Source organism: Bacillus sp. FSL L8-0199 (assembly GCF_038005705.1).
GTDB classification, from domain to species: domain Bacteria; phylum Bacillota; class Bacilli; order Bacillales; family Bacillaceae_G; genus Bacillus_A; species Bacillus_A cereus.
Window position 1 is genome coordinate 1,191,802 of record NZ_JBBOTS010000001.1, and the last position, 23,841, is coordinate 1,215,642.

A 23,841-nucleotide genomic window follows, 5' to 3' on the forward strand; every position below is an offset into this window, starting at 1 on the left:
GTCTTTTTTGTTGAATAGATTTAATGTCGATATTTGTTGAAGAGAAAGGTGGATTTCTTTGTTTTTTCTAACTGAAAGGATAGCTTTACGGCTGATTTTTGAAATTAAAACCCTTTGAATCGTTTTTTATAATTGAAATAAGAGAGTGTGATAACGATGATTCCGAATAAAAGAGGTAAGGCAATAATTTTAGGAAAAGCTTGTAGTAGAGAGAGGATGTACAAGAAAAAAGAAACGATGACAGCTAGAAAGAGAAGAGCAATATAAGATTTTTTCATAAATAAACCCCCTAAATGACCTTTTTTATAGCTTATTCAAAAATGAAAACGTTTAGAATGTGACAAAAGTGTGAAATTCGACAAAAGGGGTTGTCATCTGACGTCGAATCTTGTAATATAATAAGCGTGAACGAATTCACATACAAACATATACCCCTTTGTTTGAACGTGAAAATTTCTCCCATCCCCTTTAATATTTTTATAAGCCGTAAAGAAGAAGACCTGGTGTTTACACCAGGTCTTTTTCTTTTGCTATCCATTTCCAATAACGTTCGCATTTTACTTCTATCATTTGTACTTTTCGTTTCAGTTGTAATTTTTTTAGTTCGCGTTCAATTTCTTGTTGCGGACAGTCATAAATAAATGCTACTTCTTTTGAAGATATAAATTGTGTTGCTTCTAGTAGCACTTCTAAAGGTGGTAATGGTTCTGGCTCAATTTCACATTTTACAAGTTCTTTCAATAATTGTACGTATACATCGTAGGAATAATTTCCAGCGATTTTAATACCTTCTTCATCTGAGTTCGCATGAAAAAAGACGAGGGAAGGTATTTCTGTAATATGCATTTCATTCGTGAATTTCAAGTCACATTGGAAAGCTTTTTTTGCACTAGCAGAATGTAGATCTTTTTTAAATTCTTCTACATCAATATTGCTATCTCTCGCACATGCAAGTAATAGTTCGCAGTCAGGGTTTGATACATTTTCAAGGAAAATGTATTCTTGGAGTTTTCGCAAAAACTTCGAACCTGCTTTTCGGCCTTGCAACTCCGCTGCCTTAATTGCCATCGAAACTAAATATGGTGTTGACGATGCTTCTTGCATATGTACCTTTCCATCACATGAAAAACCTTGTAAACTGGTTGTCTTTTCCCACACAAATCGAATATTAGCAGGTTTATTCCATTTGTGTGAGGAAGCGTTCGTTCCATCCACTTTTCCTGTTACGATATGACGAATAGAGAAGTATTTCCCGTATTCAAGCCATAGTTTAATAATAAAAGGCTCAATTTCCCAGCAATCTTTACAAAGTGGATCAATAAATAAATATGCTTCTACAGACTTATGCTCACATGCGGAAGGAGATGGCATATTTATATGCTTTGCTTCCTGCTTATCCATTACACTTCACCTGTTTCGTTTGGAGTATTAACCATATGCTGAGCGGTTAATGCTAAACGTTCAAAAACAAACTCTCTTATATGACCATGCACTCCAGTATCATCCATTGCTTGCTCCATACATGATAGCCAAGCCTCTGCTCGTTTCGGGGTAATCTCAAACGGGAGATGGCGCGCTCTTAACATAGGATGACCATGTTCTTCAGTGTACAAATTAGGACCACCTAAATATTGTGTTAAAAATTGCTTCTGCTTCCTAGCGGTTTCTGTTAAATCTTCCGGGAAGATGGGAGATAAGTCAGGGTGTTTACTGACATAGGAATAAAATGTATCTACTAATATTGCAATGCATTGTTCACCGCCAATTGCTTCAAATGGTGTCATCGGTTGCTTGCTCATCCTTTATAAACTCCTTTTTCCATGAAATGTATATCTATTGTAGCAATGGAATGTTCGAGAGGGCAAATAAACAGCCTTCTCAAAGACTCTTTGCTTATTCTACGGGTGTAAACTTTTTTAGTGAGATGTATCCACTAGTGAAACATATTCACTAGTGGAATTTTCACTTTAGCGTGCTTTGTTTTGTTTGGCAAGGAAAAAGCGTTTTACTTTGTTATTTGTATGGCGAATAGGTATGTTATGTTGCGTTAATAAATCAATAAATGCAGCTTTTCCTGTTTCTTCATCTTGCACTTCAAATTCAATTTCATAATCATCGTGATTGTAATAGAAACTATGATCAAAGACAAGCGTTCCGCCTTTAAATAATGTTTCTGCTCTTTCTGTTGTTAAACTACCCATATATGTTAAAGCAGAAACAGGAATTTGTAATTTGTGTAATTGATCTACTACTGCTCCTTGAATGATTGTGTTTGTTTCCATCATCATTTTTGCTTCGTCTTCTGTTACGACTTGATGCGTTTCTAATAAACCGATTTCTGCAGGTTGTTTCAACGTTAACGTATAAGTTTCTCCTTTATGACGAATACGAAGTGCAGAGCCAGCTTCTTTTAACGAGAAGTCAGGTGTTTCAAAGTAGTGATTCACTTGTTTTGTAAATGCTTCAATAGAAAACGATTTACATAATGTATCGAATTCTTCTTTTGTAACGATATTTTTGAATTCAATTTCAATTTCTTGTGTCATTGTATAATCTCCTTTTGAAAAATAATTCTTTACACATTATCGCTTTTTCATAAATTTGGTTCAATGTTTTATTTGTTTGCGTCCATGTTATGATACAATAATACTGTTAAGTAAGACAGGAAGTTGAGATGGAGGAGTTAGAGCATGCAAAATAAAATCCAAGTTAAGAGCGTAGAAAAGAGAGAGAATGCTCTTATTTTTTGTGCGGAAAATAGTGAAATAGAGGTAAAGGAGTTAAGTGCGCGTAATCACGTACTTGTAGACTCAGACAATTTATCATTTTTATATATCTTAGAAAATGAATCATCTTTCATTTATGTAAGTATTCCGCACACATGCTGGGAAGCAATGCATGAAGCGATGAATAACGATGTGGTTATGTTCGTTTGCGTGAATGACATTGAAATGGAATTAGAAGGATTAAAAGAAGAAGTAGAATATTTAGTTGAAAATATTGAAGGTAATGCAAATTACGGAGAAGAACTAGTAACTGCTGTAGAAAAAGTATTTCTATAAGCAAATGGATTGATTTTGGTGGTGGTTGAAATGAATCGAAATTGGGAAGAATTTTTAGCACCTTACCACCAAGCGGTGGCAGAGCTGAAAGTGAAACTAAAAGGAATGCGTACTCAATTTGCAATGTTAACAGAGCATTCTCCAATTGAGTTTGTAACAGGAAGGGTAAAGTCGGTTGCAAGTATTATTGATAAAGCGGAGAAGAGAAATGTACCGCTAGACCGATTGAGAGAAGATATGCAGGATATTGCTGGGCTTAGAATGATGTGTCAATTTGTTGATGAGATTAAGCCTGTTGTAGAATATCTTCGAAAACGAAATGACTTTGAAATCGTGGAAGAACGTGATTATGTTACGCAAAAGAAAGATAGCGGTTATCGTTCTTATCATGTTGTCATTAGTTATCCTGTTCAAACGATTCAGGGTGAACAAAAAGTATTGGTAGAAATCCAAATACGCACGCTAGCAATGAACTTTTGGGCAACAATTGAGCATTCTTTAAATTATAAATATAGTGGACGTTTTCCTGAAGATATTAAAATAAGGTTGCAACGTGCAGCTGAAGCGGCGTTTTTATTAGATGAAGAAATGTCTTCTATTCGTCTTGAAATTCAAGAAGCGCAAAAGGCTTTTTCAAGAAAGCAAGAAACGAAAGATTCTGAATCATAAACTAAAGGGTGTTGGGCGATGAAATTTACAATTATGTCAAAGGGAGATCAATCATCAGATACACTGGCAAGCACGATGAAAGAGTACTTGCTAGATTTTGGATTTATAATGGATGAAAAGGAACCCGATATTGTAATTTCTGTTGGGGGAGATGGAACGCTTTTATATGCGTTTCATCGTTATTATAATCGATTGGATGAAACAGCATTTGTTGGTGTACATACAGGACATCTAGGTTTCTATGCAGATTGGTTACCGACAGAAGTAGAGAAATTAGTAATTGCAATTGCGAAAACACCATTCCAAGTGGTGGAATATCCGCTTTTAGAAGTTATTATTCGCTATGTGAATGGAAGTAAAGAGTCACAGTATTTAGCGATGAATGAGGCGACTGTAAAAAGTGCAGAAGGTACATTAGTAACAGAAGTGGAAATACGCGGAGAATATTTTGAAACATTCCGCGGAGACGGCCTTTGTATCTCTACTCCTTCAGGAAGTACCGCGTATAATAAAGCGCTTGGCGGAGCGATTATTCACCCATCTATTGAAGCGATACAAATTGCAGAAATGGCGTCCATTAACAATCGTGTATTTCGTACTGTAGGATCGCCGCTCGTATTGCCGAAGCATCATACATGTGTGTTAAAGCCAGCTGCAGGAATGAACTTACAAATCACAGTGGATCATTTAACGATGGTTCATCAAGATGTGAAATCAATCCAGTATCGCGTTGCAAACGAGAAAGTACGATTTGTTCGTTTCCGTCCATTCCCGTTCTGGAAACGAGTTCGTGACTCGTTTGTTGCAGATAAATAGAAAGGGTTATATATTTGAACAGATTTACATTGAAATGGGATATAGGGCCGGCTGAAGAGGGAACTTTAGTTAGGGAATTTTTGAAAACGAAAGGTATTTCTAAAGCCGCTTTAACGGATATAAAGTTTCACGGCGGGGCAATTGAAGTAAATGGTCACCATGCGAGTGTTCGTCATCAGTTGCGTGCTGGTGAAGAATTACGTGTCTTTTTTCCAGTTGAGGAAAGAAGTGAAGGGATGAGGGCAGAAGATATCCCTTTAAGCATTGTATATGAAGATGAAGCGGTTCTTATCATTAATAAAGAGGCGAACATGTCAACGATTCCGTCTAGAGAACATCCGACAAGGAGTGTTGCCAATGCGCTTTTATCTCATTATGATAAGCAGCACCTTGCAAGTACAGTGCACATCGTAACACGTTTAGATCGTGATACTTCGGGGCTTATGCTTATTGCAAAAAATCGTTTCGTACATCATCTTTTATCGAAGCAGCATCAACAAAAAGCTGTGAAACGAACGTATGAAGCAATTGTTCACGGAAAGATTGTAGAACGAGAAGGAATGATTGATGCACCAATTGGTCGAAAATCTGATAGCATTATTGAGCGAACGGTTTGTGAGGATGGACAAAGGGCAGTTACTCATTTTAAGGTAATTGATAGTACATATTATAAGACACATGTAGCGCTTGAGCTTGAGACAGGAAGAACGCATCAAATTCGTGTGCATATGGCTCATATAGGGCATCCGTTACTTGGTGATAGCTTATATGGAGGGGGAAGGGATGACATGAAACGGCAAGCACTTCATAGTAAATCTTTGACGTTTTATCATCCTATTTTAGAGAAAGAGATGTCTTTCACTATAAAGCTTCCAAGCGATATGCAAGAAGTGTTGCGGCATACTTAAAAAGGGAACAAAATTCTTATATTATAAAGAATTTTGTTCCCTTTTTTCTTAGCGGAATAATATTAAAATTTGATTTTCACCCGTACGCTTTATAACGAAAAATCCATTTTCGGCTTTTGTAGCAATGCCATTGTCATTTGGACGACAATATCCATGTGCTTCGCAAGTGCCGTCATCACGTACTAACATTTGTCCAATTAATCCGACAGGAAGCCACTCGGCGCGATCCTTTCTTGCTACATATTTGCAAGTTGGATCCCATTCTGTATTTAAAAGAGGTTGTATTTCTTCGGCTTCCGTCCATACATATTGGCGTTTTCCAAAGTTATCTGTTTTATAACGTTTTTGCCAACTTAAAGCCCCGCTATTTCCTATAAGGGCAGGGGTTGCACTAGATATTCCTAAAATGAACGAATCGTGTGAAGTAGCTATCCGAATTTTTTCTTCGCTACTAAATGTAACGAAATAACCGACATCAATAGGTTTATGACCTTCGGTTTCAAACATTTGTGCAAAATCCGTTCCGCTTGCATTGTAAGACGCGCCCTCAATGTACATTTCTCCATTATGAGCAAGCCATTTAGCCCCGATATTATGGTCGGTGTCGCTTACACCATTTGCAATAAACCAAGAATAAGCTTCTTCTGCAGTGCCGAAGCGCCCCATAATATGGCTACCTGCAAAATGAGCTGTTGATGTATGATGACCTTCCGCATGAGAAGAGGATCCGTTAGCGATAGTTGCGGTTCCTTCTGCGTGTGCTGCTTCGCCTAAAGCAATCGTCTGTTTACCCTCCGCATGAGAATAAGCCCCGCCTGCTGTCGTTTCACTTCCCTCACTATGTGAACTATGTCCAGTTGCTTTTGAGTTTGATCCTTCTGCATGAGAGAAAGAACCTTTTGCGTGTGTTAATAAGCCTTCCGCATGTGCTGCCATGCCCTCCGCATGAGAGTGAAGCCCCTCTGCATATGCATATCGGCCGCCCCTTTTAACTTTTGTATTTTCAGGTGTAGGTGTCTCAATTATGAGTGGTTTTTCAATTTGTATATCATTCGATGAAGCTAATGCTTCTTTTATTTTTTTTACTTTGTTTATAATAGCAGCTGGAATTTCTGGTTCCACTTTTTTATTCATTGCTACAGAAATATTTTCTTCCGTCTTTTCTTCTGTTTGGTTAGAATGTAGTATCTGTTCATCTTGATTTGAAAGCTGTTTATTTTTTTGTTGCATCTTTATTTTTCTGCGATCGATTATGCGGCTCATCACAGCATTTTCTAAAGAGACATATGTTGGTTTTACTTTGCTTTTTTTTGATGACTCTTGTTCTTCCAGTTCTTCTATCGCTGCAGCCCGAATACTACACCAGTTGTTAATTCCGTACATGGGCAGATATAAAGGGGGGAATTTTCTTTTTTGTTTAGAAGATTTTTTCTTCATTCTGTCACCTCCTGCGACATTATATGTAGGGTAATTAAAAAAAGATGCACTTTATTGCATCTTTTTTTAATTACTTTACCTAGTTTTATATGAAATCTGCCTAAATAATGCTAAGTAAGGTAGTTATGAAATTGGACGGAATTTCTCAGCGACAAAAGGTAAAGAAGAAGGGACAGAGATAGTCTCCATTTCAGGATAACGTAATCCGGTTAATTTGCCACCAAATACAGCACCAGTATCAATATTGACTGTCTGATTGACGAATCGAGGTTCTGCTACTGGTGTATGTCCATATACAATCCAAGCTTGTCCCTTGTATTCTTGCGCCCAATCGCGACGGACCGGTGAGCCATCGGCATGCTTTTCTCCTGTAATATCGCCATATAATACAAAGGTTTGTACTTTTTTATCTCGTCTTCCTATGTAATCTTGCCGAATCCCAGCGTGACATACGATTACTCTTTTTTCGTCTAGTATGTGGTAGAGTGGTGATTGTTCATAAAGAGTGATAAACTTTTCTTTTATAATGTTTTGCTTATGAGAAGGAAGTGCCTCATATTCAGCAACAGTTGTTTCAAGTCCGTGAGCGACTGTTACATTACGCCCAAGGAAAAATCGATATAGTTTATTACAGTGATTTCCAGGAGCGTAATAAGCTTCTTTTTTATGTATGACAAGTTCCCATACAATTTCAATCATACGTAATGAATGAGGACCACGGTCTGTAATATCGCCAACGAATGCAAGTTTGCGTTGGTCAGGGTGAACCGGTAGACCGCTACTCCAGTTATATCCTAGCTTCTCTGTTAAATTTTGAAACTCTTGGAAACATCCATGAATATCTCCTATAATGTCATATTTCATATTTAAACCTCCATCGTATTTTTCATTAGTATATCTAAAAAAGGATAGAGATAAAAATATAGCGTTTTTGTGTTGTTCATTTAAACATAAAGATTTTCGTTCTTGAGCGAACATTTAAAATGAACCCAATCGCAATCATGTATGTAAGCAGTGAACTTCCTCCGTAGCTCATAAGAGGTAATGTTATCCCTGTAATGGGAAGTAATCCGATTGTCATCCCGATATTTTGGAATACTTGGAAAGTAAACATTCCGATTGTACCAGCGCAAATGTAACTACCAAAAGGGTCATTACTTTCTAAAGCAATATGAATCATTCGAAAAATGAGTAAGAAAAAAAGAGAAATAATGACACTTGCGCCTAGAAATCCAAATTGTTCAGCGACATTAGTAAAAATAAAATCTGTATGTGGTTCTGGAAAATATACTTGTCCATTTTCCCACCCTTTTCCTTGCATTTCTCCGGATCCAGTCGCTAAGAATGCTTGTCTTAATTGATATCCTTGTGCATCATATTTGTAAGGTGCTAACCATCCGTAGAAGCGATTTAATTGATATTCTTTTAAAATATGTGCTTTAAAGAAATCTGTGTGAGTAAAAAAAATATATATTAATGTAGATCCAGCCACGAAAGTAGCTGAAACTAATCCGAAAATAAAACGCCATCGTATGCCAGAAACTAGTATCATTGCTGCAAGCATCGCTGAAATGACCATTGTATTTCCTAAATCTGGTTCCTTTGCGATGAGTAGTAGTGGTGGCAAACTTGTTGCAAATATTTTTCCAAGTAGTAAAAAATCGTCATGTATTGTTTGGAGAAAATATTTCTCATTATGGTTTGCTATAATTCGTCCAATGACGATAATTAAAAATAATTTCATAATTTCAGAAGGCTGAAAATTTCCGATGCCTGGGAGCCTGTACCAAGCTGTAGCGCCTTTAATTGTAACGGCACCTGGTACTTGAAGTTCTAGTCCAATAAGTAGTACCATTGCAAAGCTGTACAAATACCAAGCGATTTTTTGATAACGGTCGAAATCGATAATCATAATAACACCAATGGCTATAAATCCAATGAAATACCATTGGATTTGTTTTAGTACAAAATTGACGTTTTGTAAAAATGGCGGTAAAGAGGCTTGCGCACTTGCAATAGCACAACAACTAACAATCCCAATGGCAAATAAAATAAATAGTAATACGTAGTCTATTTGATATTGAGAATTTGGATCTTTCAATGTAGGTATTCCTTTCTACTGCTCTTTATAGTAATGGATTTTATCCCGCATTAATGGGCAGTAAGACCCCCACCTCAAAATTCAGCGAAAGCGAAGAAGTTCGGTGGGGGATCAACTGCCCGTAAAAGCCCGATTGGTGAGAGCTGATTAAAGTTTCACTTTATAGTATGAGAAAGAATGTATGAACTATACAAATAATTCACATATAGTCCATACACTTTTGATTTTGCAGAGTAGTTTAATTGTTTAACTCTTTAATAATTATATCCAAACAATGGGAAAGACGTACATGTGCGTCAGGAAAAATATCTAGTTGATGAAGATAGTATTTTAAGGAACTTTTACACCATTGGTAAGCACTAAGTAGAGCTGCTCTATAGTCCGTAGTATTTTGTAAAAAGCCATATTCTTTTGCTGTTATAACAAGGTGTGTGAAATCTTCACAACCTTGAAGGAGCTTATTGTGTATTTGTTGTCCAGCATGGTAGCGAAATTGACTTAAAGGCTCAGAAATGTATATTGCATTTCCTTTAGAAAGTAAAGAAATCCATGAGGCCATATCAACACTACAAGAATATTGTCGCTCTTTAAGGGTGCCAAAAGGTTCAGTGAGCAATTCCTTTCGGAACAAAGTAGTTGTAGGCTCACCGATAATGTTGTGTCCGCCCTTTAACATCCAATTACCTAAAAATATCCCGTTTAATGGGGTATCTTCACTATATAACCTTTGTGTTGGATGGGAATCACCTATTAGATTTCCATGATCATCAATACGTACTCGATAAGAAGTAACAAGAGCAAGGTTTTTATTGGGATCTTGCTCAAAATAGGCCATCATTTTTTGTATTTTATGCTTATAAAACACGTCATCGTCCATTAAAAAATTTATATACTCACCATTTGATTTTTCTATGAGCATAAGGTCATTGTGAAATTGTCCTAGAGTAGGGATATTTCGAATGTATGTTATATTTTTATAATTTGGTAAGTATTGTTCACGTATTAAAGTTGCTGTTTCATCATTTGTACTATCATCTCCGATGATGATTTCAATATTAGAATAAGTTTGTGCCAATGCACTTTCTAGAGCAATTTTGAAATAATGAGGCCGATTATAAGTGGGAATAAGGATGGAAACGAGAGGTGGATTTTTTTCATTTATCATACATAACTTCCTTTCAGAAGCTTTTTTTTGTAAGAACAATATCTTGGTAACTTGTATATTCATGTCTGCCGCACCATAAACCGTAATGCGGCTTATTGATTATTTCTAGGCCGTACTTATTCAATAGATTGCAAATATCTGTCTCAGGATAAGCAACTGCGAAATTCGGAATATCTTTATTTACAACGTAGCAATTTTCGATTCGATGATAAAAACCTAGTGTACTTTGTCCTGCATTTAAATAATAGGACGATTCAGGATTTATAAGAAAGAATGTAATGAAACATCTCCCGTCTTTTTTTAATACACGTACAATTTCAGATACGTAATGTTCTAATTCTTTTGGGAGAAGATGCGTAAATACAGAAGTTAAAAAGATAAAATCGAATGTCCCGTCTTCATAGGGAAAACGATATTGAGAGGCATCTTCTTTTCCTTCTGGATTATAGAATTGATTGTATATGTCAACATGTTCAAAGTGAAAATTATTACGCATAGTTGAAATGTTATTTTGACACCAAGTAATTCCATCTTTAAACAAATCAAATCCATAATACGCTCCATCATCATGTAAGTAATTCAATAATGGTACAGCCATTCGGCCGACGCCGCAGCCTACATCTAATACTTTTTCATTTGGTTTTAAAGCGCCAATTTGAATAAAATGCTTTAGGAACTCTTTTCCAACTTTTTTGAAGTCGCCACCTACATATTGGACGAGTTCAGGAGGGGGGAGTAAAGTCATTTCTTTGTTAAGTTCGCTCATGAGTATACCCCTTTCTTGTATGAGAAGATGCAGTAAATCTATTAATAAAATTTTCAATTTGTAGTGAGAGAACACAGGAAAACAATTGTTATATGTAGGGAGATTCCGAAAAAGAATACTTAATTGGATTAGAAGTAAGAGAAGAATGAGTGAAAATGGAATCTCCTATAGATTAAATCTTTTTTATTCTTTTCTCCAATAAACACCAAATACATCAATTTTAGTAATAGGGGCTTTTAAATTCCGTTGATTTCTAAAGTCTGTCACAGCCTCAGCGCATGGTGGTAGCCCGTAGTCATCGATAATTATATAGCCACCTTTAGAAACTTTATCATATAAGTTCACGAGACCATCCATTGTAGATTCATACATATCACCATCAAGCCGTGCAATTGCAATTTTTTCAATTGGTGCTGTTGGTAAAGTATCTTTAAACCAGCCTTTTAAAAATTTCACTTGATCATTTAGTAAATCATATTTTTTGAAATTCTCTTGTACTTGTTCTAAAGAGACGCGTAAGTAATCGAATGTGTGTAAATAATCACCGTAATCTTTTGGATATTGTTCTAGATTCGGTGCTGGCAAACCTTCAAATGAATCTGCAACCCACACATTACGATCCGTAATGTTGTTTGCTTGTAAAAAACCATTCATAAAAATGCATGATCCTCCGCGCCATACACCTGTTTCAATAAAATCACCTTCTATATTTTCACGAACAACGGTTTCCATCGCCTCTTGTAATTGGTTCATACGTTCTCGACCAATCATGCTATGTGCTGCTCTTGGCCAATCCATTCCATCATGGCGTTCACTTTTTGAAACATTTGGTTTTACAATTTTTAAGTTATGGTTTTCAGCATATTGCTTAATGAATAAAGGGAGGGGGACTGTAACTGGTTCGAATTCTGGTTCTTTCGAAATATGTAGAGATGCGGGTAAGTATGCCTCATATTCTAACCATATTTCAAATAAAATTGTCTTTTTTAGCAATTCGAGGTAAAGCTGAACAGCAGATTTACTTTCCATATTTGTGCCTCCTGCAAAATGTCATACAACAATATGATTATGTACATAATGAACGTTTCATGATTGAATTTGAAATTGAAAAAGCAGTAAAACTGATATCAGTTTTACTGCTAAGTAAAAAATTAAGCAATTTTTTCAATAATAATGGATGCACTCGTGCCAAGAGCTAATGATAACCCAAGTCCTGTAACAATTACTTCAACTAATGATGGAGTTGTCGTAATTTGCGTAATGGCTTGAACAACGATAGGTGATCCAACTGAAATTAAACTCGTTCCAGTACCTGGTACAGGTACTCCGTTCACTTGGATTGTAAGACCTCCTAATAGACTTACTGCTGCAGTGTATACGATAACAGTAATTTTATAGAATCCAGTTTCACTAATTACGAAAGTATCAGCATCTAATTGAGAAATTGCTGTACCAAACTGAGATCCAACAGTATTAAATGGTACTGGAGCATTAAGTCCAAGATCCAAAGAAATCCCAGCGGAGTTAAATGCATATAGTCCTGCTGGAAGTCCTAGTCCTGATGGTCCAGTAGGTCCAGTAGGTCCAGTAGCCCCAGTAGGTCCAGTAGCTCCAGTTGGTCCAGTAGCCCCAGTGTCACCAGTCGGCCCCGTAAGTCCAGTAGCCCCAGTGTCACCAGTCGGCCCCGTAGGTCCAGTAGCCCCAGTGTCACCAGTCGGCCCCGTAGGTCCAGTAGCCCCAGTGTCACCAGTCGGCCCCGTAGGTCCAGTAGCCCCGGTGTCACCAGTCGGCCCCGTAGGTCCAGTAGTCCCAGTGTCACCAGTCGGTCCCGTAGGTCCAGTTGGCCCAGTCGGCCCAGTCGGTCCCGTAGGTACAGTCGGCCCCGTAGGTCCGGTCGGTCCCGTAGGCCCGGTCGGCCCAGTCGGAAGGGTAAACGGTGGTATCGGTGGTAATGTAGGTCCTACAAGATTAGGGTCAAATGCACTAGCTGATAAAGATTCATCGGGATTTAATCCATTTGAATAATTATTATTTGACATAAATTCACCTCCATAAAGCGTTCATTATATAGTAGATGCAAAACCGAAAGAAAATGACACGGACATTTGAATTATTGAAAAGAAATCTTAAACTACTTGAACAATTTAAAAAAATGGAAAGTTTAGTATATGTATAACATATGATTGATTTGGAAGAGGGTGATTATGTTGAACAAGCAAGGAATTACAATTAGTTTATGTATGATTGTTCGAGATGAGGAGGAGACAATAGCCCGTTGTTTAGACACAGTTGAAAAAATTGTGGATGAAATTATAGTGGTTGATACAGGCTCCGTCGATCGAACGAAAGAAATCGTAGAGAAATACACTTCTAACATATATGATTTCCAGTGGATTGATGATTTTGCAGCAGCAAGAAATTTTTCTTTTTCAAAAGCGACGCAAGAGTATATATTGTGGCTAGATGCAGATGACGTCTTATTAGAAGATGCTCAAGAAGCATTGAAACTTTTAAAAAGAGAATTAGATCCTAAAATTGATGCTGTTTCGATGCCTTATCACCTTGCAATGGATTCTAACGGGAAACCTTTATATTGTACAAAAAGAAATCGACTTGTAAAGCGTGAAAAACAATTTCAATGGTTTGGAAAGGTTCATGAGTATTTAGCTATTTCTGGTGAGGTTTTTAGTAGTAATGTTGCTATTACACATAAAAAAGAAAAAAAAGTAACAAATCGTAATTTGAAAATTTTTCAAAATACTGTAGCGGCAGGTGAAGAATTAAGTCCGAGAGATTTATTTTATTACGCAAATGAATCTACGGATAACCAAAAATATGATGATGCAGTTCTTCTATATGAAACATTTCTTAATCAAGACGAAGGATGGTATGAAGAGAAAATTTATGCATGTGGTAAGTTAGGAGATTGCTATGCAAAGCTCGGAATGTGGGAGAAGGCAATCGAATCTTGTGTGAAGTCGTTTCGGTATGACGTCCCTAGAGGAGAGAATTGTACAAGAATAGGATATATATATATGGAACAAGAAAAATATAATGAAGCGATATTTTGGTTTAAACTTGCTACGGAAGTACCAATGGCAACGGAAAGTCCTTTCCATAGTCCAGCTAGCTACACATGGCTACCCTATTTACAAATGTGTATTTGTTATAGCAGGTTAGGAGAGCAGGATAAAGCATATTATTACAATGAATTAGCAGCTTCTTATGTTCCGAATAATGCTGCAATTGAATATAACCGTAAATATTTTCGTGGAGTTTTTGATAAACCATATAAAGCGTAATAGGTTTCGTTTTTTGTAGAAATGATTTATCGTTATTCTAACTCTAATAGATTGGTTATATATTAGAGTATCAGTAACGTAACCAATATAGATAAAAAATTTTATACTGCTATTTGCGGACTAATAATCAATGGGGAGGAACAAAAACTGCACTTTATAGAATTCATATGAGATTTATATTTCTAATTCAATTTGCATAAGGAGTGTGTGAAATGAATCGCGAAAAAAGTTCTTTATATGAAGAAAAATCCGAACATTATTATAATGCAGCGAATCCGAATTTATTAAAGCATATAAAAAAGGAATGGAAAGAAGTTCTTGATATTGGTTGCTCGAGCGGTGCATTGGGAGCGGCTATTAAAGAAAATGGTACACGTGTATCAGGAATTGAGGCGTTTCCAGAGGCGGCAGAAAAAGCGAAAGAAAGACTAGATCATGTTATTTTAGGGGATATAGAAAAAATAGAACTTCCTTATGAGGAGGGGCAATTTGATTGCGTCATATTTGGGGATGTATTAGAGCATTTATTTGATCCGTGGGCTGTAATAGAAAAAGTAAAGCCATATATAAAGCAAAATGGTGTGATTTTAGCAAGTATACCAAACGTTGCTCATATTTCAGTATTAGCTCCCTTACTTGCTGGAAATTGGACGTATACAGAATATGGTTTATTAGATAAAACACATATTCGTTTCTTTACATTTAATGAAATGCTAAGAATGTTTTTAAAAGCAGGATATGTTATTAGTAAAGTAGATCGTGTATATGTTGATCATAAAATGTATGAACCGCTTATTGAGGAGTTATATGGAATTTGTAAAAAATATCGTCTTGGAAGTGGCTTCATGGCTGAGACAGTTGTATTTCAGTATATTATTGAAGCTGAAAAATCACAATTATGAGTGCTGCAGACAAAACAATATTATTTGTTACATGTATAAATGATCGGAAATTGTATGCAAACTGCGTGCGTCATATATTGCAATTGTTAGTACCGCCAGGGTATATTGTACAATTTATGCCGATTCGAAATGCGAAAAGTATGACGAGTGGATACAATCAAGCCATTTCGCATCCAGCGAAGTATAAAGTTTATTTACATCAAGATGTTTTTATTATAAATAGGGCTTTTTTATACGGATTACTTCAATTATTTGAGGAACATGAACACCTTGGGATGATTGGGATGGTTGGAGCGCAATATGTTCCTCCGACTGGCGTATGGAACGAAGGGCGTGGAATTGTAGGAAAGGTCATTGGTTATATGAATGATTTGTTTTATATGGCAAGTTTAGAACAACCGTATCATGAATCAAAAACATTTATTCCTGTAGAATGTATTGACGGTTTATTAATGGCGACACAATATGATGTTCCGTGGCGAGAAGATTTATTTGACGGATTTGATTTTTATGATGTATCTCAATCATTTGAATTTAAAAAAGCAGGATATACAGTCGGTGTACCTGTACAGCGCGATGCTTGGTGTATCCATTATCATTTTGATGTGAATATGACGAACTATGAAAAGTATCGGAAAATATTTGTGGAACACTATATGTCAGATGTAAATAAGGAAGAATAAAAGGGGGGACAAAAATGAAAGATCATACAATATTAGTCGTTGTTTGTGTAAATAATGAGGAGCTTTTCAAACAATGTGAGAGCCAAATAAGAAACATTTTTGTTCCCCCAGGTTACACAGTACAAATTTTTCCGATACGAGATGCACAAAGTATGGCAAGTGCTTACAACCGAGCCCTTTCATATCCAGCGAAATACAAAGTGTATATACATCAAGATACATATCTTATTAATCGAGACATGTTTTCTACACTTATATCTCTTTTTAAAGAAAATGAAAAGCTTGGTTTAATAGGAGTCGCTGGGGCTCAGTTTTTACCGAATAACGGGATATGGTGGGAAGGGAAAAATTTAGTAGGGAAAGTGATTGAGTATAGAAGACGGAATTATCAATTATTAAATTTAGATCAGGTTTTTTATGGCAATCAACCATTTTTGTCAGTTCAGGCAATTGATGGTTTATTCATGGCAACGCAGTATGATATTCCGTGGCGAGAAGATTTGTTTCAAGGGTTTCACTTTTATGATGTGTCACAGTCTTTAGAGTTTCAAAGGGCTGGTTATTTAATCGGTATCCCAAATCAAGCAAATTTATGGTGTATTCATTACAACGGGGATGAGTTTGATGCGGATACATATGAGAAGTACCGGAAAGTGTTTGTAGAACATTACAAAGATATATTATCTCCATCATAAAGGAGAGATGCAAAGTGAAAGGAATTATTTTAGCAGGTGGTACTGGATCGAGATTATATCCAATAACGAAAGTAACGAATAAACATTTACTTCCTGTTGGTCGGTATCCGATGATTTATCATGCGGTATATAAGCTAAAACAATGCGATATTACAGATATTATGATTATTACAGGTAAAGAGCATATGGGGGATGTTGTTAGCTTTTTAGGGAGTGGTCATGAATTTGGAGTGTCCTTTACGTATCGTGTGCAAGATAAAGCGGGCGGGATCGCACAGGCGTTAGGGCTTTGTGAAGATTTCGTCGGGAATGATCGTATGGTAGTTATATTAGGGGATAATATTTTTTCAGATGATATTCTTCCGTATGTTGAAGAGTTTGCAAACCAAAAAGAAGGTGCGAAAGTGCTATTGCAATCTGTAGAAGATCCCGAAAGATTTGGCGTAGCACATATTCAAAACCGAAAAATAGTTGAAATTGAAGAAAAGCCGAAAGAGCCGAAAAGTTCTTATGCGGTTACGGGAATTTATTTGTATGATTCGAAAGTCTTTTCTTATATTAAAGAATTAAAACCTTCTGCACGGGGGGAACTTGAAATTACAGATATAAATAATTGGTATTTAAAGCGAGGGGTACTTACTTATAATGAAATGAGCGGCTGGTGGACTGATGCGGGAACTCATGCTTCGCTTCAAAAGGCGAATACGTTAGCACGGGATATTAATTTTGGGAAACAGTTTAACGGAGAATAGGTGAGAATATGAAAGTTGTAGAAACAAATTTTACCGATGCAAAATTGTTAGAACCGAGGTTGTTTGGAGACGATCGTGGCTTTTTTTCAGAGAGCTATAATAAGCAGGTGCTAGAAACATTAGGGATAACGTATTCATTTGTACAGGATAACGTATCTTATTCGGCTAAGGCAGGAACGATTCGGGGACTACACTTTCAAAAAAATCCGAAAGCACAAACGAAACTCATTCAAGTTATGCAAGGGGCAATTTATGATGTTATCGTTGATTTACGAAAAAAATCACCGACATTTAAACAATGGAAAGGATATATTTTAAGTGCAGATAACCATCGGCAATTACTAGTGCCAAAAGGGTTTGCACATGGATTTTGCACGCTTGTCCCGCATACTATCGTTATGTATAAAGTAGATGAATATTATAGCGCAGAGCATGACTCAGGATTACTTTGGGAAGATAAAGATTTAGCAATTCCTTGGCCAGTAACCGATCCTATATTGTCCGATAAGGATCAGATATTACCATTACTAGAGGAATATGAAGATAGTTTTTAAGTAGGAGAGTTGTTTATGAATATATTAGTAACAGGTGGGGCTGGATTTATTGGAAGTAATTTCGTTCATTACATGCTACAAAGTTATGAAACATATAAAATTATTAATTACGATGCATTAACATATAGTGGGAATTTAAATAACGTAAAATCTCTTCAGGATCACCCGAATTACTCTTTTGTAAAAGGAGAAATTCAAAATGGAGAGCTATTAGAACACGTTATAAAAGAGCGAGACGTACAAGTGATTGTAAATTTTGCAGCTGAATCACATGTGGACCGTAGTATTGAAAATCCGATTCCTTTTTATGATACAAATGTAATTGGAACGGTCACTTTATTAGAACTAGTTAAAAAATATTCGCATATAAAACTTGTGCAAGTGTCAACGGATGAAGTGTATGGCTCTTTAGGAAAAACAGGGAAGTTTACAGAGAAAACACCGTTAGCTCCAAATAGTCCATATTCTTCAAGTAAGGCGAGCGCGGACATGATAGCTCTATCTTACTATAAAACATATCAATTACCGGTTATAGTAACGCGTTGTTCTAACAATTATGGACCGTACCAGTATCCTGAAAAATTAATTCCATTAATGGTTACGAATGCACTAGAAGGAAAAAAACTACCGCTATATGGTGATGGTTTAAATGTAAGAGATTGGTTACATGTAACGGATCATTGCAGTGCGATTGATGTTGTTCTGCATAAGGGACGTGTCGGAGAAGTATATAATATAGGTGGAAATAATGAAAAAACAAATGTAGAAGTTGTGGAACAAATTATTACTCTTTTAGGAAAAACAAAAAAAGACATTGAATATGTTACAGATCGTTTAGGGCACGATCGTCGTTATGCGATTGATGCAGAGAAAATGAAGAATGAATTTGATTGGGAACCGAAATACACGTTTGAACAAGGATTACAAGAGACGGTGAAATGGTATGAAAAGAATAAGGAATGGTGGAAACCACTAAAAGACCAGTAAGGGGCATGTTAAATGAAAGAGAGGGTTATCATAACAGGAGCAAACGGTCAATTAGGAAAGCAACTATTTGAAGAGTTAGACTCTGAAGAATATGATATATATCCATTTGATAAAAAGTTATTAGATGTGACAAATATATCCCGAATACAACAAGTGGTACAAGAAATAAAACCACATATAATTATTCATTGTGCTGCCTATACGAAAGTAGATCATGCGGAGAAAGAACAGGATTTTGCGTATAGAATAAATGCAATCGGAGCTCGAAATGTAGCGGTTGCTTCACAATTAGTAGGGGCGAAGCTAGTTTATATTAGTACTGATTATGTATTTCAAGGTGCCAGACCAGATGGATACGACGAATTTCATAGTCCAGCGCCGATAAATATATATGGGGCCTCTAAGTATGCGGGGGAGCAGTTCGTCAAAGAGTTACATAATAAATATTTTATCGTTCGCACATCGTGGCTATATGGTAAATATGGAAATAATTTCGTGAAAACGATGATGCGATTAGGAAAAGAAAGAGATGAAATATCCGTTGTAGCGGATCAAGTTGGCTCTCCTACGTATGTGGCGGATTTAAATATGGTTATTAATAAGCTCATTCATACTTCTTTATACGGTACATACCACGTATCAAACAGTGGTTCATGCTCTTGGTTTGAATTTGCACAAAAGATATTTTCGTACGCCAATATGAAAGTGAATGTATTACCTGTTTCAACGGAAGAATTCAGGGCTGCAGCTGCGAGACCCAAATATTCTGTTTTTCAACATAACATGCTACGATTAAATGGTTTTTCACAAATGCCGTCTTGGGAAGAAGGATTAGAGCGGTTTTTTATAGAAACCAAAAGTCATTAACAAATTTCTGTTAATGACTTTTTTGTTTGCCTTTAAGCGGTTTTATGGTACTATAATTATAGTATCAGGTACTAATAACAAGTATAAGTATTTCTGGGAGGATATATCATGGAACTATTACAAGGGAAAACATTTGTTGTTATGGGCGTTGCGAACCAAAGAAGTATTGCATGGGGAATTGCTCGCTCTTTGCATAATGCAGGTGCAAAATTAATATTCACATATGCAGGAGAACGTTTAGAAAGAAACGTTCGTGAATTAGCGGACACATTAGAAGGACAAGAATCACTTGTATTACCTTGTGATGTAACGAATGATGAGGAACTTACAGCTTGCTTTGAAACAATTAAACAAGAAGTAGGTACTATTCACGGTGTAGCACATTGTATTGCTTTTGCAAATCGTGATGACTTAAAAGGTGAGTTTGTAGATACTTCTCGCGATGGATTTTTACTTGCACAAAATATTAGCGCATTCTCTTTAACAGCTGTAGCAAGAGAAGCAAAAAAAGTAATGACAGAAGGCGGAAATATTTTAACGTTAACATACCTTGGCGGCGAGCGTGTTGTGAAAAATTATAACGTTATGGGTGTTGCGAAAGCTTCATTAGAAGCGAGCGTGAAATATTTAGCGAACGATTTAGGTCAACACGGTATTCGTGTTAACGCTATTTCTGCAGGACCAATTCGTACGTTATCTGCAAAAGGTGTAGGCGATTTTAACTCAATCTTAAGAGAAATTGAGGAGCGCGCACCACTTCGTCGTACAACAACGCAAGAAGAAGTTGGCGATACAGCAGTATTCCTATTCAGTGATTTAGCACGCGGTGTAACAGGAGAAAACATTCACGTTGATTCAGGGTATCATATCCTAGGATAAATATAATATTAATTTTTAAAGGACAATCTCTAAATGCTGAGATTGTCCTTTTTATTTGTTCTGAGAAAGAACGATTTTTAACGAAAGTTCTTACTACGTAATGAATATAACTATAATAGTACACGATTTATTCAGCTACGTATGGAAGTGGGAGGGACGAGTGTGAAGAATAAAAATAAAAGTTCAACAGTTGGAAAACCGTTGTTATATATCACGCAAGTAAGTTTAGAACTTGCTGCACCGAAAATCAAAAGGATTATTCTGACAAACTTTGAAAATGAAGATCAAAAAGAGAAAAGTAATGGACATGAAAATATTGTAAGCAGTGCTGTGGAAGAGGTAATAGAACAAGAACAACAAGAAGAGCAGCAAGTGGAAGAAAAAATAGAAGAAGAAAAAGAAGAACACATAGAACAAGAAGAGCAAGAACCAGAATCAGTAAGAACTGTCCCGTATAATAAATCATTTAAGGATATGAATAATGATGAAAAAATTCATTTTTTACTAAACCGCCCTCATTACATTCCGAAAGTAAGATGCAGAATAAAAACAGCTACAGTCTCATATGTTGGATCGATCATATCGTATCGTAATGGCATTGTATCTATTATGCCGCAAAATAGTATGAGAGATATTAGGTTGTCTATAGATGATATCCAATCGATTAGTATGGCCGGTTTTTAAATATGTAAAGGTGGTAGAAAGCTTCTACCACCCCAATAGTTTTTTAGTTTACTTTACGATAGAAACGTCGCGTAAGCATTGAATCGCACAGAAACAGCTTAAATCAACAGTAATGCAAGTAGTTGTAGATATTAATCTTGCATTTGGTACAGCTAAAAACGTACAAATTGGATCGTCACCAGGTGGTACCGGAGAACTGTCACCTAATACTACAGTTAATACACGTAGCACAGCACAGCTATCATCATCTACACTTTCCACACGGAAAATTGGAGATCGGCAGCTAGTAAGGCTTGCTGATGGTGCGAATGCTTCAAAAGGTTCTCCAGTTTTTGTGTATAAAATAAAAGGGCGTGTATTTGCTACTGATGCAGTATTGTGTGCACCTAAAAATGGGATTTCACAACCAGATCCACATGTTGTTGTAGAACAATCTTGTAATTCATTGATGAATTTTACAACGTCAACTACACAATGAGAAGAGCCATGGTGTTTATTTTCGTTACAACTCATTAATGTCACTCCTTATCTTCTTGTTTGTATTTACATTAATAAGATATTGGAGTCGAGGAGATTTGGTCACAATCTCAAGACCTTTTTTTTTAAATAGGCGAAAGAGGATAAGGGAAGGTGAAATTATGCTGTTTACAAGCTGGCTTTTATTTTTTATTTTCGCGTTAGCAGCTTTTAGGCTCACTCGTTTAATTGTATATGATAAAATAACAGCCTTTTTGCGAAGACCATTTATTGATGAATTAGAGATTACGGAGCCGGATGGAAGTGTATCAACGTTTACAAAAGTGAAAGGTAAAGGATTAAGAAAGTGGATTGGCGAATTATTAAGCTGTTATTGGTGTACAGGTGTATGGGTTAGTGCTTTTTTATTAGTTTTATATAATTGGATCCCTATCGTTGCGGAGCCGTTACTTGCATTATTAGCTATTGCAGGTGCAGCAGCAATCATTGAAACGATTACAGGATATTTTATGGGAGAATAATATATTTTCATAATACGAGAAAAAGCGGAGTTTAAAAGAATGAGGGAACGGAAATAAAAAGTTGTTCATATAGTAAATAGACAGAATTGACAGTAGAGGAGATGTTTGCTGTGAGCAATAATCCAAGGCAAAATTCATATGACCTGCAGCAGTGGTATCAAATACAGCAACAACACCAAGCACAACAACAGGCATATCAAGAACAATTACAACAACAAGGATTTGTGAAGAAAAAGGGATGCAATTGCGGGAAAAAGAAGAACACAATAAAACAATATGAAGAATGAAACACTCATGCTACTGTGAGTGTTTTTTATTATGTATAAAAAGCGGTATTTCTGTATTAGAAATACCGCTTTTTACTAGCTAATTTGTGCAACTGTTAATGCTGCCGCACGGATGTCTACAGTTCCAATTAACTCAACTGGCACAATTTGAATTAAGTCACCAGGATTTAAGTTAATAAGAATGACACCACTGGATACATCTACTTCACCAGTACCAATAACGTTAGAACGAACTGCTGTACCTGATCCAGGAATAATATTAGCTGGTGTATTTAATGATAAGAAGAAACGACCAGCTTCTGGTGCAGTAGGTACGTTATCAAGACTAATTGTTAATGTATAACTAATTTGATAAATACCAGCTCGTAGAATTCGAATGCCATCTCCGACACTTACTGTATCGTTGATTACAGGAACAGTAATATTTGGGTTTGGACTTACACTAGGTAATAGTAGTGGTGTAAATAGTGAAGCGAACTGAGGTGCAGAAGCATTGAAAGCAAAACCAAAGGCAGGTAGTGTACTAGCTGGTTTTGCCTCGCAATCGATTTTAGTAAATTCGCAATCAGAAGAGAACATGTTTTTCACTCCTTTATCTGTTTCTACTTTCAGTTAATGAAAAGGACAGGTTCTATGTTCTAGACAAGTTCCCAATTTTAAGAAATTTACATAAGAATACTCTTTAAGCATGGATTGGGTGGCAGAATTATCTGCCACCCAATCCATGCTTAACTCATTATTTAGTTTTAAATAGAAACATCACGTAAGCATTGAATAGCGCAGAAGCAACTTAAATCAACAGTAATGCAAGTGGAGGTTGATATTAGTCTTGCATTTGGTACAGCTAAAAACGTACAGATTGGGTCGTCACCAGGTGGTACAGCGGTACCATCACCTAAAACTACAGTTAATACACGCAATACAGCACAGTCGTCATCATCTATACTTTCTACGCGGAAAATGGGAGATCGGCAACTAGTAAGGCTTGAAGATGGTGCAAATGCTTCGAAAGGTTCTCCGGTTTTTGTGTATAAAATAAAAGGACGTGTATTCGCTACTGATGCATTGTTATGTGCACCTAAAAATGGAACTTCGCAACCAGATCCACATGTTGTCGTTGCACATTCTTGTAGTTCATGTATAAAACGAACGACATTCGATACACAGTTGAAATCACACTCATGTTGATGATCTTCATTACAATTGCAGCTCATTATGTTCACTCCTTCTCGTGAGTTCTGACATACACTATTACAATATGAGTGGGATATGGCTGATATTACGTTAATTCTCACGATAAAAACAAGGAATTTATATAGGAGGGATG

Annotated in this window: 30 protein-coding genes; 16 read left to right on the forward strand and 14 right to left on the reverse strand. The window is 36.4% G+C overall.

The window, feature by feature from the left end; genetic code table 11:
* Window positions 1-104: 104 nt before the first annotated feature.
* From NST86_RS06200 to NST86_RS06215, 4 genes are all read right to left on the reverse strand, one after another.
* On the reverse strand, window positions 105-278 hold the full coding sequence (locus NST86_RS06200; RefSeq protein WP_000750355.1) for a hypothetical protein: 174 nt from the start codon (window positions 276-278) through the stop codon (window positions 105-107).
* 229 nt (window positions 279-507) lie between these two features.
* Window positions 508-1,401, reverse strand: a complete 894-nt coding sequence (locus tag NST86_RS06205; RefSeq protein WP_000360656.1) for a ClpXP adapter SpxH family protein — start codon at window positions 1,399-1,401, stop codon at window positions 508-510.
* Window positions 1,401-1,799 (reverse strand): globin domain-containing protein, encoded by a 399-nt coding sequence (locus NST86_RS06210; protein WP_000043386.1) that lies wholly within the window; start codon window positions 1,797-1,799, stop codon window positions 1,401-1,403. Before NST86_RS06210 ends, NST86_RS06205 begins: the two co-directional genes overlap by 1 nt.
* Window positions 1,800-1,967: 168 nt before the next feature.
* Window positions 1,968-2,546 (reverse strand): CYTH domain-containing protein, encoded by a 579-nt coding sequence (locus NST86_RS06215; RefSeq protein ID WP_061664359.1) that lies wholly within the window; start codon window positions 2,544-2,546, stop codon window positions 1,968-1,970.
* Window positions 2,547-2,690: 144 nt separating this feature from the next.
* On the opposite strand from NST86_RS06215, the gene NST86_RS06220 reads away from it, so the two are divergent.
* The 4 genes from NST86_RS06220 to NST86_RS06235 are packed head-to-tail and all read left to right on the forward strand — an operon-like array spanning window position 2,691 to window position 5,455.
* Window positions 2,691-3,062, forward strand: coding sequence for a UPF0738 family protein (locus tag NST86_RS06220; protein WP_086423837.1), 372 nt, complete (start codon window positions 2,691-2,693; stop codon window positions 3,060-3,062).
* 30 nt (window positions 3,063-3,092) lie between these two features.
* Window positions 3,093-3,731, forward strand: coding sequence for a GTP pyrophosphokinase (locus tag NST86_RS06225; protein WP_001081482.1), 639 nt, complete (start codon window positions 3,093-3,095; stop codon window positions 3,729-3,731).
* Between the two features lie 18 nt (window positions 3,732-3,749).
* A complete protein-coding gene (locus NST86_RS06230; protein WP_000673190.1) occupies window positions 3,750-4,547 on the forward strand; it encodes an NAD kinase in 798 nt (265 codons plus the stop codon).
* A gap of 14 nt (window positions 4,548-4,561) precedes the next feature.
* Window positions 4,562-5,455: an RluA family pseudouridine synthase gene (locus tag NST86_RS06235; protein WP_016117420.1), complete on the forward strand. Its 894-nt coding sequence runs from the start codon at window positions 4,562-4,564 to the stop codon at window positions 5,453-5,455.
* A gap of 48 nt (window positions 5,456-5,503) precedes the next feature.
* Here the strand turns inward: NST86_RS06235 and NST86_RS06240 are convergent, their stop codons facing one another.
* The 7 genes from NST86_RS06240 to NST86_RS06270 form a co-directional block, all read right to left on the reverse strand.
* The gene (locus NST86_RS06240) at window positions 5,504-6,892 is read right to left on the reverse strand and encodes a peptidase G2 autoproteolytic cleavage domain-containing protein (protein ID WP_044795511.1); all 1,389 of its coding nucleotides are present in this window, start codon (window positions 6,890-6,892) and stop codon (window positions 5,504-5,506) included.
* A gap of 123 nt (window positions 6,893-7,015) precedes the next feature.
* Window positions 7,016-7,756: a bis(5'-nucleosyl)-tetraphosphatase PrpE gene (gene prpE, locus NST86_RS06245; protein ID WP_000872698.1), complete on the reverse strand. Its 741-nt coding sequence runs from the start codon at window positions 7,754-7,756 to the stop codon at window positions 7,016-7,018.
* Between the two features lie 76 nt (window positions 7,757-7,832).
* The gene (locus tag NST86_RS06250) at window positions 7,833-8,993 is read right to left on the reverse strand and encodes an FtsW/RodA/SpoVE family cell cycle protein (protein WP_000654697.1); all 1,161 of its coding nucleotides are present in this window, start codon (window positions 8,991-8,993) and stop codon (window positions 7,833-7,835) included.
* Between the two features lie 238 nt (window positions 8,994-9,231).
* The gene (locus NST86_RS06255) at window positions 9,232-10,158 is read right to left on the reverse strand and encodes a glycosyltransferase family 2 protein (RefSeq protein ID WP_001999321.1); all 927 of its coding nucleotides are present in this window, start codon (window positions 10,156-10,158) and stop codon (window positions 9,232-9,234) included.
* A gap of 13 nt (window positions 10,159-10,171) precedes the next feature.
* Window positions 10,172-10,924, reverse strand: a complete 753-nt coding sequence (locus NST86_RS06260) for a class I SAM-dependent methyltransferase (protein ID WP_001292836.1) — start codon at window positions 10,922-10,924, stop codon at window positions 10,172-10,174.
* Between the two features lie 183 nt (window positions 10,925-11,107).
* Entirely contained in the window at window positions 11,108-11,953 is an 846-nt protein-coding gene (locus tag NST86_RS06265) for a TylF/MycF family methyltransferase (protein WP_000444389.1), read from the reverse strand.
* Window positions 11,954-12,075: 122 nt separating this feature from the next.
* Window positions 12,076-12,963: a BclA C-terminal domain-containing protein gene (locus tag NST86_RS06270; protein ID WP_086423838.1), complete on the reverse strand. Its 888-nt coding sequence runs from the start codon at window positions 12,961-12,963 to the stop codon at window positions 12,076-12,078.
* A 165-nt stretch (window positions 12,964-13,128) separates the two neighbouring features.
* On the opposite strand from NST86_RS06270, the gene NST86_RS06275 reads away from it, so the two are divergent.
* The 10 genes from NST86_RS06275 to NST86_RS06320 all read left to right on the forward strand — a co-directional run bounded on the left by NST86_RS06275 (window position 13,129) and on the right by NST86_RS06320 (window position 21,229).
* A complete protein-coding gene (locus tag NST86_RS06275) occupies window positions 13,129-14,226 on the forward strand; it encodes a glycosyltransferase (RefSeq protein WP_000932907.1) in 1,098 nt (365 codons plus the stop codon).
* A gap of 212 nt (window positions 14,227-14,438) precedes the next feature.
* Window positions 14,439-15,128: a class I SAM-dependent methyltransferase gene (locus NST86_RS06280; RefSeq protein ID WP_086423839.1), complete on the forward strand. Its 690-nt coding sequence runs from the start codon at window positions 14,439-14,441 to the stop codon at window positions 15,126-15,128.
* Window positions 15,125-15,811, forward strand: a complete 687-nt coding sequence (locus NST86_RS06285) for a glycosyltransferase family protein (RefSeq protein ID WP_001271183.1) — start codon at window positions 15,125-15,127, stop codon at window positions 15,809-15,811. The genes NST86_RS06280 and NST86_RS06285 overlap by 4 nt, the downstream gene beginning before the upstream one ends.
* 14 nt (window positions 15,812-15,825) lie before the next feature.
* Window positions 15,826-16,506 carry a glycosyltransferase family protein gene (locus tag NST86_RS06290; RefSeq protein WP_000651520.1) on the forward strand — a complete coding sequence of 227 codons (681 nt, stop codon included), beginning with the start codon at window positions 15,826-15,828 and terminating at the stop codon, window positions 16,504-16,506.
* 14 nt (window positions 16,507-16,520) lie between these two features.
* Window positions 16,521-17,258, forward strand: a complete 738-nt coding sequence (locus tag NST86_RS06295) for a sugar phosphate nucleotidyltransferase (protein ID WP_000676160.1) — start codon at window positions 16,521-16,523, stop codon at window positions 17,256-17,258.
* 8 nt (window positions 17,259-17,266) lie between these two features.
* Complete coding sequence (rfbC, locus tag NST86_RS06300) at window positions 17,267-17,812, forward strand: dTDP-4-dehydrorhamnose 3,5-epimerase (RefSeq protein ID WP_000869413.1); 546 nt, start codon at window positions 17,267-17,269, stop codon at window positions 17,810-17,812.
* Between the two features lie 15 nt (window positions 17,813-17,827).
* On the forward strand, window positions 17,828-18,799 hold the full coding sequence (gene rfbB, locus NST86_RS06305) for a dTDP-glucose 4,6-dehydratase (protein WP_001024171.1): 972 nt from the start codon (window positions 17,828-17,830) through the stop codon (window positions 18,797-18,799).
* Between the two features lie 12 nt (window positions 18,800-18,811).
* A complete protein-coding gene (rfbD, locus tag NST86_RS06310; RefSeq protein WP_086423840.1) occupies window positions 18,812-19,666 on the forward strand; it encodes a dTDP-4-dehydrorhamnose reductase in 855 nt (284 codons plus the stop codon).
* 108 nt (window positions 19,667-19,774) lie between these two features.
* Window positions 19,775-20,545 carry an enoyl-ACP reductase FabI gene (gene fabI / locus NST86_RS06315; RefSeq protein ID WP_000421886.1) on the forward strand — a complete coding sequence of 257 codons (771 nt, stop codon included), beginning with the start codon at window positions 19,775-19,777 and terminating at the stop codon, window positions 20,543-20,545.
* A gap of 162 nt (window positions 20,546-20,707) precedes the next feature.
* The gene (locus tag NST86_RS06320) at window positions 20,708-21,229 is read left to right on the forward strand and encodes a spore coat CotO family protein (RefSeq protein WP_016117424.1); all 522 of its coding nucleotides are present in this window, start codon (window positions 20,708-20,710) and stop codon (window positions 21,227-21,229) included.
* A 48-nt stretch (window positions 21,230-21,277) separates the two neighbouring features.
* Here NST86_RS06320 and exsY read toward each other — a convergent pair whose 3' ends face one another.
* Complete coding sequence (gene exsY / locus NST86_RS06325; protein WP_001277740.1) at window positions 21,278-21,742, reverse strand: exosporium assembly protein ExsY; 465 nt, start codon at window positions 21,740-21,742, stop codon at window positions 21,278-21,280.
* Window positions 21,743-21,867: 125 nt separating this feature from the next.
* On the opposite strand from exsY, the gene NST86_RS06330 reads away from it, so the two are divergent.
* Together NST86_RS06330 and NST86_RS06335 are read left to right on the forward strand one after the other, a co-directional pair.
* Window positions 21,868-22,227 carry a DUF1360 domain-containing protein gene (locus tag NST86_RS06330; protein ID WP_000899662.1) on the forward strand — a complete coding sequence of 120 codons (360 nt, stop codon included), beginning with the start codon at window positions 21,868-21,870 and terminating at the stop codon, window positions 22,225-22,227.
* 101 nt (window positions 22,228-22,328) lie between these two features.
* Window positions 22,329-22,514: a hypothetical protein gene (locus NST86_RS06335; RefSeq protein ID WP_033682795.1), complete on the forward strand. Its 186-nt coding sequence runs from the start codon at window positions 22,329-22,331 to the stop codon at window positions 22,512-22,514.
* A gap of 75 nt (window positions 22,515-22,589) precedes the next feature.
* Here NST86_RS06335 and exsF read toward each other — a convergent pair whose 3' ends face one another.
* Together exsF and cotY are read right to left on the reverse strand one after the other, a co-directional pair.
* Window positions 22,590-23,093, reverse strand: a complete 504-nt coding sequence (gene exsF / locus NST86_RS06340) for an exosporium protein ExsF (protein ID WP_000492942.1) — start codon at window positions 23,091-23,093, stop codon at window positions 22,590-22,592.
* 167 nt (window positions 23,094-23,260) lie between these two features.
* Window positions 23,261-23,728, reverse strand: a complete 468-nt coding sequence (gene cotY / locus NST86_RS06345) for a spore coat protein CotY (protein ID WP_001277719.1) — start codon at window positions 23,726-23,728, stop codon at window positions 23,261-23,263.
* Window positions 23,729-23,841 lie beyond the last annotated feature (113 nt).

What these genes read in the sequence shown, in the direction of transcription:
- NST86_RS06200 (WP_000750355.1), bottom strand. Translation starts at nt 278, where the DNA reads ATGAAAAAATCTTATATTGCTCTTCTCTTTCTAGCTGTCATCGTTTCT.
- NST86_RS06205 (WP_000360656.1), bottom strand. Translation starts at nt 1,401, where the DNA reads ATGGATAAGCAGGAAGCAAAGCATATAAATATGCCATCTCCTTCCGCA.
- NST86_RS06210 (WP_000043386.1), bottom strand. Translation starts at nt 1,799, where the DNA reads ATGAGCAAGCAACCGATGACACCATTTGAAGCAATTGGCGGTGAACAA.
- NST86_RS06215 (WP_061664359.1), bottom strand. Translation starts at nt 2,546, where the DNA reads ATGACACAAGAAATTGAAATTGAATTCAAAAATATCGTTACAAAAGAA.
- NST86_RS06220 (WP_086423837.1), top strand. Translation starts at nt 2,691, where the DNA reads ATGCAAAATAAAATCCAAGTTAAGAGCGTAGAAAAGAGAGAGAATGCT.
- NST86_RS06225 (WP_001081482.1), top strand. Translation starts at nt 3,093, where the DNA reads ATGAATCGAAATTGGGAAGAATTTTTAGCACCTTACCACCAAGCGGTG.
- NST86_RS06230 (WP_000673190.1), top strand. Translation starts at nt 3,750, where the DNA reads ATGAAATTTACAATTATGTCAAAGGGAGATCAATCATCAGATACACTG.
- NST86_RS06240 (WP_044795511.1), bottom strand. Translation starts at nt 6,892, where the DNA reads ATGAAGAAAAAATCTTCTAAACAAAAAAGAAAATTCCCCCCTTTATAT.
- prpE (WP_000872698.1), bottom strand. Translation starts at nt 7,756, where the DNA reads ATGAAATATGACATTATAGGAGATATTCATGGATGTTTCCAAGAGTTT.
- NST86_RS06255 (WP_001999321.1), bottom strand. Translation starts at nt 10,158, where the DNA reads ATGATAAATGAAAAAAATCCACCTCTCGTTTCCATCCTTATTCCCACT.
- NST86_RS06260 (WP_001292836.1), bottom strand. Translation starts at nt 10,924, where the DNA reads ATGAGCGAACTTAACAAAGAAATGACTTTACTCCCCCCTCCTGAACTC.
- NST86_RS06265 (WP_000444389.1), bottom strand. Translation starts at nt 11,953, where the DNA reads ATGGAAAGTAAATCTGCTGTTCAGCTTTACCTCGAATTGCTAAAAAAG.
- NST86_RS06270 (WP_086423838.1), bottom strand. Translation starts at nt 12,963, where the DNA reads ATGTCAAATAATAATTATTCAAATGGATTAAATCCCGATGAATCTTTA.
- NST86_RS06275 (WP_000932907.1), top strand. Translation starts at nt 13,129, where the DNA reads ATGTTGAACAAGCAAGGAATTACAATTAGTTTATGTATGATTGTTCGA.
- NST86_RS06280 (WP_086423839.1), top strand. Translation starts at nt 14,439, where the DNA reads ATGAATCGCGAAAAAAGTTCTTTATATGAAGAAAAATCCGAACATTAT.
- NST86_RS06285 (WP_001271183.1), top strand. Translation starts at nt 15,125, where the DNA reads ATGAGTGCTGCAGACAAAACAATATTATTTGTTACATGTATAAATGAT.
- NST86_RS06290 (WP_000651520.1), top strand. Translation starts at nt 15,826, where the DNA reads ATGAAAGATCATACAATATTAGTCGTTGTTTGTGTAAATAATGAGGAG.
- rfbC (WP_000869413.1), top strand. Translation starts at nt 17,267, where the DNA reads ATGAAAGTTGTAGAAACAAATTTTACCGATGCAAAATTGTTAGAACCG.
- rfbB (WP_001024171.1), top strand. Translation starts at nt 17,828, where the DNA reads ATGAATATATTAGTAACAGGTGGGGCTGGATTTATTGGAAGTAATTTC.
- rfbD (WP_086423840.1), top strand. Translation starts at nt 18,812, where the DNA reads ATGAAAGAGAGGGTTATCATAACAGGAGCAAACGGTCAATTAGGAAAG.
- fabI (WP_000421886.1), top strand. Translation starts at nt 19,775, where the DNA reads ATGGAACTATTACAAGGGAAAACATTTGTTGTTATGGGCGTTGCGAAC.
- exsY (WP_001277740.1), bottom strand. Translation starts at nt 21,742, where the DNA reads ATGAGTTGTAACGAAAATAAACACCATGGCTCTTCTCATTGTGTAGTT.
- NST86_RS06330 (WP_000899662.1), top strand. Translation starts at nt 21,868, where the DNA reads ATGCTGTTTACAAGCTGGCTTTTATTTTTTATTTTCGCGTTAGCAGCT.
- NST86_RS06335 (WP_033682795.1), top strand. Translation starts at nt 22,329, where the DNA reads ATGTTTGCTGTGAGCAATAATCCAAGGCAAAATTCATATGACCTGCAG.
- exsF (WP_000492942.1), bottom strand. Translation starts at nt 23,093, where the DNA reads ATGTTCTCTTCTGATTGCGAATTTACTAAAATCGATTGCGAGGCAAAA.
- cotY (WP_001277719.1), bottom strand. Translation starts at nt 23,728, where the DNA reads ATGAGCTGCAATTGTAATGAAGATCATCAACATGAGTGTGATTTCAAC.